The organism is Desulfobacula sp. (assembly GCF_021107415.1).
Map to the genome: position 1 here is coordinate 1 of NZ_JAIOSW010000430.1, position 9,950 is coordinate 9,950.

The following is a 9,950-nucleotide window of genomic DNA, read 5'->3' on the forward strand; positions in this document are numbered from 1 at the left end:
ATATCTGTATGCTGGGAGCCCTGATTGGTGTATCCGGGTTAATCAAGCCTGAATCCATTCTGAAAGTTCTTGAAACCACCATTCCTGAAGATTTTATGGAAATGAATAAAAAAGCCCTGGATCTGGGCATGGCAATGGGTGAAAAAGAAAAATATTAGTGCCTCCCCCAGGAGTAAGATAGGGTTAAAATTAGGATAAAACGCAAAACATAACAAAGCCTGTGCAGTATTATTGCAACAGGCTTTGTTATATTTAATTGTCTTTTGAAGTCGGTGTTAAGGGACTGGCTGCTGGAAAAAGATCTTCCAGGTTCAGGCCTTTAATTTTCTTTAAGCAGTCTTCCAGTGCTTTTTGCCCATCTTCACCTGCCCCCTGATGTTCCGGTTTTGCCACAATATTAACCAGATTCGGTACCGCAATAAAATTTCCTGCCAGGTTTCCCTGAATTTTTTCATGCACATCAATATAAATCATTCTCCCGTTTCTGATCAGATTATATCTTGAAACCTTTGTCAGAATATCATTTTGATGAAGCTCCATTTTCTTATTTCTCCTTTTACGTGTGACCTTCAGGTTACGTGTGACCTTCAGGTTACGTGTGACCTTCAGGTTACGTGTGACCTTCAGGTTACGTGTGACCTTCAGGTTATATTTTTTTAAGAAAATTTACACACTTTAATCGAGTTTGCAAGAGCTTTGTTTAACTTTGGCTTTGAAAACACCTGTATCCCTGTAATGAGCGCCAATGCGCTGAGAAAATAATTACTGGTTGATCATACTGGCATTTGATAAAAATATTTAGTATAAGACGGCAGATATATTGTAAAAAAATCTTTCTAAAAAGGAGACTGCTGCCAATGATGAAACAGGCAAATCCATCGACTCTGTTCTCTCTTGATCCTTCCCGTAATTACCCTGTCCTTGTCCGTGGCAAGGGAGTTTATCTCTATGATGATCAGGGCAAACAATACCTGGATGCTGCCGCTGGCATTGGTGTGGTGGCTGCTGGTTACGGTCGCAAAAAAATTGTAACTGCCATGGCAGCCCAAGCTCTGGAATTGCCCTATGTGGCATCCAATATTTTTGGTAACGTGCCTGCATCCCGGCTGGCTAAAAGAATTGCCAGGCTCATGCCCTCTGACATCACCTCTATCCATTTTACATCGGGCGGTTCAGAGGCAGTGGAGGCAGCCATCAAGATCTGCCGACAGTATTTTTTTGACCGTGACATGCCCGACAAACATATTCTTATCGCCCGCCAGACCAGTTATCATGGTGCCACCTTGGGAGCGCTTTCTGCCACCGGCTATGTGGGCCGACGTAAAAAATTCCTGCCACTGCTTTTAGACTGGCCCCATATACCTCCGGCATACTGCTACCGTTGTCCCTTTGATGACACTTACCCCGGCTGCGATTTGGCCTGCGCGCACGCTCTGGAAAAAACAATCCTTGAAGTTGGAGCAAAAAAGGTCATGGGATTTATTGCAGAACCGATTGTGGGAGCGGCTGGCGGAGCGCTGGTTCCACCTCCGGACTACTGGCCGATAATCCGCGACATTTGCAACCGGCATGAAGTACTTCTGATTGCTGATGAGGTGCTGACAGGTTTTGGTCGAACAGGAAAACCATTTGCCTTGGAACACTGGAACGTGGCTCCGGACCTGGTAGTTATGGCCAAGGGTATCAGCAGCGGGTATGCTCCCCTGGGTGCTATCGGTGTCAGCCGCTCAATCAGAATGTTTTTCGAATCCAAACAAATGCCCTTGGATCATATTTTCACTTTTGCGGCCAACCCGATCTCAACATCGGCTGCTTCAGCAGCTCTGGACATCCTGGAAGAGGAAAGTCTTGTCCAAAATGCCGCTATTATTGGCGAGTACATGTTCCAGCGCCTGGAAACGCTTAAAAAACATGCCATGGTGGGCGACATCCGTGGTTTAGGCCTGCTTGCCGGCATTGAATTTGTCCGGGACAGAAGCATGCGAACGCCGTTTCCGCACCAGGCGGGAATATCTAAATTGATCGGCAGTATTGCCCTGAAAAATGGACTGGTGACCTATCCTGGCGGAGGCGTTGCAGATGGCACAGCAGGCGACATCCTTTCGCTTTTTCCGCCACTGATATTCACACACGACCATGTGGATGAAATGGTGAAAAAACTGGATGCAACCCTGAATGAAGTCGCCAGCATTGCAACATAATATAACAAATTCCATCATGATGTAAGGATGATAATTGACTATTACAGATTTATGTATAATTATACAAAAAAATTAAAAAAACCGGGTTAAAAAAATAAACCGTGACAAAAATAAAAAACAGGCCGCCTTCTCTTGTTGCTGACTGGGATACCCTTCACAGAGTATTTATCAGACCCGAAGATGAAAGCTGCAGAAAAACCCTTGTCAAATATATGGAACAAATTCTGTTTGGCCTTCATGATTTTTTGAACAAGCATGTCGGAGTGACCGAAGAAATCAGCCTGATTAAACTGGCTGAAGACTACACAGATACAAAGATCAATAAAAATCCGCAAAAAAAACTGGCCGATGTGATCAAAGATATCATCGATGAAATTGCACCTAGAGCTGTCAATGTCGCTTCCCCTTATTTTATCGGTCACATGACGTCTGCCATCCCTTTTTTCATGGTGCACTTAAAAGCCATCACTGCCGCTTTAAACCAGAATGTAATCAAACTTGAAACCTCAAAGGTCTTATCCTTACTGGAAAAACAGGTCCTTGCCAAAATGCATAGGATGATTTTCAACTTTGATGAACACTTTTATCTTGAGCATGTCCAGAATACAGAAACATCCCTGGGCGTTTTTACAACCGGCGGTACCACAGCAAACCTCACTGCTCTGTGGGTGGCCAGAAACAAACTATTCCCTCCAAAGGAAAATTTTGAAAGCATAGAAAAAAATGGCGTTTTTGAAGCTATGAAAGCGCACAATCTTGAGAGAACCGTGGTCCTTGTCTCAAAAAGAGGTCATTTTTCCTTAAGAAAAGCAGGGGGTATCCTGGGTTTAGGGAATCAAAACATACTCCCCATAGATGTCGACTCAAACAGAAGTATTGACTTGATAAAACTTGAAAACATAATCAAAGAACTTCAGACAGACAAAAAAACAAAGATCATGGCCATCGTCGGCATTGCAGGTGCCACTGAGACAGGAATTGTTGATCCCTTACCAAAACTTGCAGATATTTGTAAAACCCAGGGCATTCATTTCCATGTGGATGCCGCCTGGGGAGGGCCTGTGCTGTTATCTGAAAAGTATAGCCATCTTTTAAAGGGTATTGAAAGAGCGGACTCTGTCACCATTGACTGTCACAAACAATTTTACATGCCCATGACCTCGGGCATGGTTTATTTTAAAGATCCCAAAGCCCTGGACCAGATTGTATACCATTCAAGATATGTCAACAGACCCGGCAGTGTTGACCTGGGGATAAAAACCCTTGAAGGGTCAAGAGAAGCCAATTCCCTGATCCTTGACAGCGTCCTTAAAATAATGGGGTCAAAAGGATATGCTTTGATGATTGAACATGGGATTGAAACAGCCGGACAATTTGCAAAAATGATCGAAAGAAGAAGCCTGTTTCAACTGGTTACCAGACCCCAGTTGAATATTTTGACTTACAGGGTTGTCCCCGTGGACATGCAAAAAAAACTGGAAGCCGCCGGCAAAGAAGAGCGGCAAAGACTTAATGCCATCCTGGATGACATCAATGTTAAAATCCAAAGAATTCAAAGGGAAGCCGGAAAAAGCTTTGTGTCACGAACCCGTCTGAAAATTTCTCCGGATGACCATCACAACAGCGTTGTGTTAAGATCCGTTATTATGAATCCAATGACCAATGTTGATATTCTTGATGAAATCCTTGATGAGCAGGAATCCATTTTCCATAATCTTTAAAACCCCTGAGACAGGTCTGCCATCTATATAGCCAGGATGATCGCAAGTGTATTTAAAAACTGTAGCTATCCCGAGGGGTAAGAGGCAATACTTTGGGCCTAAACTTTATCGGACATCCATGTCCGATAAAGAGGTGAAATCGCTGCTCCCGGCGTCGTGCCTCCGCAGCGATTTACGTGTGACCTTCAGGTTAAACCCGTCCAAAGCATCGCCTCTCACCCCTGCCTCTGCCGAGAACCCTTTAAGATCAAGTTATTATATTTTATTTACTGGAATATGAAAAAATGCATATTTTGTTGCCTCAGGTCCATATATTTGAATCGGAAATTTTTACATAAAAAAACTTCATATACAATATGTGGGGGTAGCTAAGTTTTGTCTGGACTGAGCCTTTAAAATGCCAGTGAACGGTGACAAATAGGGCCTCATCCTAAGCTGTTATAGACAAAAGGCTCGCCCGTGGACGGGGATCAATTTTCCTTGTTTAAAAATATTTTTTAAGGAATAAAATTCAAATTTGATGTGTAAAATAGAGTAAGGCTATTATTGTTGACAATTTATCAGAACAGTCTGCTTAAATTGCTGTATATGCAATATGGGGATTAGTGAATATCAGTATTATTTTCATCCGAAGCGGCATCAATATCAATAATTTTCCCTTTAAGATAATTTTTTGTTTTGTATTGTGTGATTTTCATAAGCTTTTTAGTAATAGTTCCTATTCGTTGACATTGGTCGAAAATTGCTTTGATATTTTTATATTGCTGTTTGTTTTCAGGTATGTCATTTAATAAAAGCTCTGAATATCCAGAGAGAGCCATCAGGGGTTGGTTAATCTCGTGGCACACTGCTCCTGTCATTTCAAGGACTCCCTGTAATTTTTCTCGCCGTATATGTTCATTCTCAGCTTCTTTTTGTTTAGTCAAATCTGATAAACATATAATCAACACTTCCTGTTCATTAATTACTGTTTTAATTGTTGTTTTAAGTATCGGCATTTCTTCATTATTAAATGATAATAACATACAATCTAAAGGGTCTTGTGATATTTGGCTGTTATTTTTAACATCAACTGTAGGCTCAATTTCTAATATTAACTCAGTGTATTTACGGCCAACAATACGCTCGGATATACCATCTATCATTTTTGATGCTTGTGGATTGACACTTATTATTTTCTTGGAAAGTGCATTTACTATTAAAACTCCAGTAGGGAGGTGCTCTATTAATGCTTCTAACCTCTGTTTGCTTTCACTTAGTTCTTTGGTTTTTTCTTGGATTATGAACTGTAGCCTTTTTCTTGAATATTTCCATGTTATAAATAATATACATTCCACTATCAGGAGAGCTAAAACAGCATAAATAATATTATATAAGAAATTTTTATTAAAAGCTTCCCAACGTTTTGAAGCATCCCTCCAAACAACAACAAGTCCACTTTGGGGTAAATTTTTGTTGATTGTACCTATATAATCTCGCAAAGGAAAAGTGCAAACTTGTAGTGGAGTATCCCATTTAACAAAAACGAAGCCTTCAGAATTGAGAAGAGGAAAAACTTCCGGAATTGATAAAATCTTTTTGATATCATCATGTGTGGCGGCTTCTATAAAAAAATTATCCACATGTAAATCGGGAGAAAAATGATTTTTTATAAAGTCTACCCACATATTCCTTTCCACATGATTTTTTGTCAGCAAAACTCCAAATTCACATTCAACGCTACTCTGGAGGGTATTTAACAAAACCGTAAAAGAGGTGCCGGTTTCCAATGCGCCAACATGCTTTTTGTCACCAGTCAAACCATTTTTAACAAAGACAGGCACTACCCCTCTGATACCTGAATAAACTCTTCCTGTCTCAAACCCTTTTGTCGGTTTGAGTTTTACATTAGCATCCACAATTGTATGTCTTACATCGTCCATATTATCACCAAATTTATCAGGCCGGTGAACTCTTAAAAATGAGGTTGAACCAGGACCCAAGTGGAAATGAAGTTGACGTGCATCATACATACTTGTCATATGTTCCCAACTTGGATTCACTAACTCAAACAGCCTTTTCCTGATTATTGCTGTTTTTTCTTTTCCAGGTCCGCCACCTTCCGATGCTACAACGCCTTTTCCTTCGTCAAACAATGTTGCGACCCTTGGATCATTCGCAATAAAAGTTGCAAGCTGCTGCATAGAGGTTGCTTTTGCGTCAAGAGTAATTTCAAAAATATTTTTTGCCTGTTGGGACCAATCCTCTATATCTTTGTACAGGGTTTTAAGGGATGCTTCATAATTGAGAAAAATAAAAATGATATCAGAAAGCACGATGAAGACAGATACTATAAAAAAACCTCTATTATTTTTGGTTAACATAATTCTAACCCAGAGAAATTTTTAAATGCAGGACAAAATATTTTAAACATATGTGAACCTTTGAGATTATAGATAGGATGATTATCCAAAGATACCCCCACCATTTGTTGTATCCAGTACTTCGCGTATTTTTTGGGCAAGATCCTTCATTACAATCGGTTTGAATAGAAAACCCTTAATTCCAATAGATGCGGCTTCTTCTTCAGACATAGTTTCACTGAACCCGGTGCAAAGCAGTATTGGAATGTCAGGGCGTATTTTGGTCAATTCAACAGCAAGTTTATTTCCTGGCATATTAGGCATTGCCATATATTGTAATCTGAGTATTCAGGCTTTAATCCCATCCCACCACAAGATATGGAGTCAGATTTTAATTAAAAATGAAAAGAATACCCCCTGCTATTCTGCAATTTTTGGAAGGCTGTAAAAACAAGGACTGTAGCCATTATTCCTGTGCGGCCAATGTTATTTCCAGCAACTTATTTATACCGTTTATATAATCTTTATTCTGACAGGGCTTTGACAGATGATCAATGTTGGCATCTGTTAGTTTCAACTCTTTTATAGATTCTAAAAATTCTATATTGCCGGAAACAAACAAGATTGGAATGATTTTGTTAGTTTTTCTGATATGATTATATACATCCATCCCGTTGATGTCTCCCGGAAGTATATAATCCAAACTTATTAAATCATATTCATTCCTACCTAATAAATCCATTGCAACTTGTCCATTAGGAGCAATATCCACCTGATGGTTACAGGGATCTTGTGTCAATACTTTGTATTGCACATCTGAAATGGCTGTTTCATCCTCAACAAGAAGAATATATTTTTCAAAATATGCTATTTCCTCTCGGATTTGAATTTTTTCTTCGGTAGTCAATTCTTTTTTAATAACCGGCAGATTGATGGTGAATTTTGTGCCCGATCCAAGTTCTGACTCAATAGAAATATTGCCCCTATGTTGTTCGATATATTTTTTTACATTAGCCATTCCATAACCAGTTCCCTTAATACCGGTTTTATATGAACCTGTCACATCCTTAGTTCCTTTTAAGGTAAAAGATGGTTTATAAATGTTTTCCAGATGTTTTTTGGGAATTCCACATCCGTTATCCTCAACCTCAAAACAGATATTTTCGCCTATGCAATACGTACGAATAATTATTTTGGGATTTTCAACCATACTAACAGCATGGATTGAATTTTGTATAAGATTTACCAGAGCATGTTCGATCATTCCAGGATCAGCAAGCAGGTCCGGTATTCCTGTTTTATCTTCTTTTTTCAGTTCAATTCCTTCCAGGTCTTTTCTTAACAGACTTAGAACCAAGTCCATTTTTTCGTTAATCTTGAAAAATTCCTGTTTTGGCTCCTGGTCCCTGGCAAAGGCAACTAAGTTTCTAGTTAAATTTTTTCCTCGTATTGTTTGTTTAAAAATTAACTCCAGTGACTTTCTTGTTTTTGCTTCCTTGCTACTCAGAAGTGAAAGCTGGGCATTACCCATAATAACACCCAAAACGTTATTAAAATCATGGGCCATTTTTCCCGCTATCTGCCCGACCAATGCGAGTTTTTCATGTTCGCCTGCAATTTTCTGGGCCTTTATTTTTTCTTCTTCTGTTTTCTTGCGGTAAGTAATATCATGGGCGACAACCTGTGCTCCTTTTAATTTTCCATTTTTATAAATAAAATCACTGTTTATAATGATATTTACTTTTTGACCATCTTTTTTAATAAGGTTGTATTCAACATTACCGGGCAATTTTTCTCCTACAGAAAGTTTTTCAAATCTTCCAATATATAATTTTTTACTGTCTTCCGTTAAAAGATCCAGGGGATTCATGGATAAAAGTTCTTCTTCTGAGTAGCCAGTATATTTGCACATTATGTCATTCACGTTAACGAATTTGACTCTTTCAAAATCAATCTCGTAAATTCCTGCCGGAGCATTTTTGAAAAGGTGTCTATATTTTTTCTCACTTTCCCGTAGCGTCTCCTCCATTCGCTTGCGATCAGTGATGTCCCTTCCTACACCAATGATAGCAATAATATTCTTTTTTTCATCCAATACAGCTGAGTCCATCCAGGCAAGCCATTTCCATCCATCCTTTGTCATGGCTCGTTGTTGTATGTAAACGCTATATGGTGGCTGATAGAGGGATTCCATCGCTTTTGCTGTACTCTTTCGATCATCCTTATGGACCAGAGGCATAAAGTTTTTGCCGATCAACTCTTCTTCCGTCTTTCCAAACATTTCACAATAAGATGTACTTACGAATTGAAATTTTCCATTAATGTCAACTTTGACTACTAAATCTGTCTGGTTTTCGATTAGCAAGCGGTATTTTCCCTCGCTTTTTTTAAGAGCCCGTTCGGCTTTCATTCGATCTGTGATGTCTTCGCCTGAGCTCAATGTTGCAATTATTTTACCTTCGTTATCTTTCAATAAGGAATTTTGCCAGGCTATCAATCTTTCCTCGCCATTTTTTGTCAGTATATAGTTTTCAAAACAATCGATTGGCTCACAGTTTTCTGCGACCAGATCAATAAAAGTGGCTATAGTTTTTTCTCTGTCTTTTTTTGGAATAAATTGGTCGAACCAATTTTTACCTATGATTTCAGATTGTTCAAAACCAAGCAATTGGCATCCTTTTTTATTTATCAATGCCACTGTTTGATCAGTATTAATGACAACAATGATTACACCTGCAATATCGAGGTATTTTTGCGCATTGTCTCTTTCTTTTTGAAGTGCCTCCGCTGTTTGTTTAATGTCTGTAATATCACGTAGGGTCCCCATGATGCCGATTGGTTTACCCCCATCATCCAAAATAAGTGAATTGTGCATCAAAGTTGGAAAAACAATACCATCACGTTTCACATGCCAGATTTCACCTTTGAAATTACCTGTTTGTTTTATTTCCATGTTGGCTGCTTTTACGGATTGCATCTGTTCAGGAGTATGAAAAATGGATAGATTTTTACCGATAAGTTCTTCAGCAGAATATCCGTGCATCTCACTAAAAGCATTATTTAAGTATTCTATATTGCCATCCAGGTCAACAACAGCTATACCTTCACTGCTTTGTTCTACAGCTGATAAGAGAAGTTTCAGTTGTTTCTTTGAACTTACTCGTTCATTGGCTGCTGTTTCTAATTTCGTATACATCGATTTTTCAGCCATATGAAATCTTTTTTATTGTTGAAATGAACGTATCTTCTGACCAGAAGACTGGCCATAGTCTGCACACCCCCCAAACCATAAAATCACCAGAATAATTTTAATATTCCGGTAAATTTCAATAATAATTACCGTACAGTATATTGTGGTGCAAAGTAAATAAATTTTTGATTTCCTATTCCTATGATTATGGGCAAAATTACAGATAGGGATTTTGGATTTGGATTTTATTCAGGAGGTCGGGGTATGGTTGCAGGGAATCGTTGATTGGGCTTGTGTACAGATTCTTAATGCAGTGGAGCGTTAAGACCGGCAAAGTGTTTGAGCGATAGCGAGTTTTTGCCGGTTAGTGCAATGGAATTTACGTGTGACCTTCAGGTTAGAAGCTGTCAGAGGTTCAATCGGATGAGTTGCAACCCATGCCTCGGCCGGGTTAAAGCCAAATCAATATTCTAAAATCTGTATTTTAACGAACGAT

General features: G+C 39.1%; 7 protein-coding genes. 3 read left to right on the top strand and 4 right to left on the bottom strand.

Annotation, left to right across the window (positions count from 1 at the left end):
* Positions 1-8: 8 nt before the first annotated feature.
* The gene (locus K8S13_RS21545) at positions 9-158 is read left to right on the top strand and encodes a 2-oxoacid:acceptor oxidoreductase family protein (RefSeq protein ID WP_291465787.1); all 150 of its coding nucleotides are present in this window, start codon (positions 9-11) and stop codon (positions 156-158) included.
* 94 nt (positions 159-252) lie between these two features.
* On the opposite strand, the gene K8S13_RS21550 is transcribed toward K8S13_RS21545, so the two are convergent.
* Complete coding sequence (locus K8S13_RS21550; protein WP_291465782.1) at positions 253-540, bottom strand: hypothetical protein; 288 nt, start codon at positions 538-540, stop codon at positions 253-255.
* A gap of 317 nt (positions 541-857) precedes the next feature.
* Here K8S13_RS21550 and K8S13_RS21555 point away from each other — a divergent pair, with 317 nt between their 5' ends.
* The gene (locus K8S13_RS21555) at positions 858-2,201 is read left to right on the top strand and encodes an aminotransferase class III-fold pyridoxal phosphate-dependent enzyme (protein ID WP_291465783.1); all 1,344 of its coding nucleotides are present in this window, start codon (positions 858-860) and stop codon (positions 2,199-2,201) included.
* Between the two features lie 101 nt (positions 2,202-2,302).
* Complete coding sequence (gene panP / locus K8S13_RS21560; protein WP_291465784.1) at positions 2,303-3,922, top strand: pyridoxal-dependent aspartate 1-decarboxylase PanP; 1,620 nt, start codon at positions 2,303-2,305, stop codon at positions 3,920-3,922.
* 602 nt (positions 3,923-4,524) lie between these two features.
* Here the strand turns inward: panP and K8S13_RS21565 are convergent.
* From K8S13_RS21565 to K8S13_RS21575, 3 genes are all read right to left on the bottom strand, one after another.
* Complete coding sequence (locus K8S13_RS21565) at positions 4,525-6,285, bottom strand: cache domain-containing protein (RefSeq protein ID WP_291465785.1); 1,761 nt, start codon at positions 6,283-6,285, stop codon at positions 4,525-4,527.
* Positions 6,286-6,366: 81 nt separating this feature from the next.
* Positions 6,367-6,594, bottom strand: a complete 228-nt coding sequence (locus tag K8S13_RS21570) for a response regulator (protein WP_367172806.1) — start codon at positions 6,592-6,594, stop codon at positions 6,367-6,369.
* Positions 6,595-6,730: 136 nt separating this feature from the next.
* Positions 6,731-9,475 (bottom strand): PAS domain S-box protein, encoded by a 2,745-nt coding sequence (locus K8S13_RS21575; protein WP_291465786.1) that lies wholly within the window; start codon positions 9,473-9,475, stop codon positions 6,731-6,733.
* Positions 9,476-9,950 lie beyond the last annotated feature (475 nt).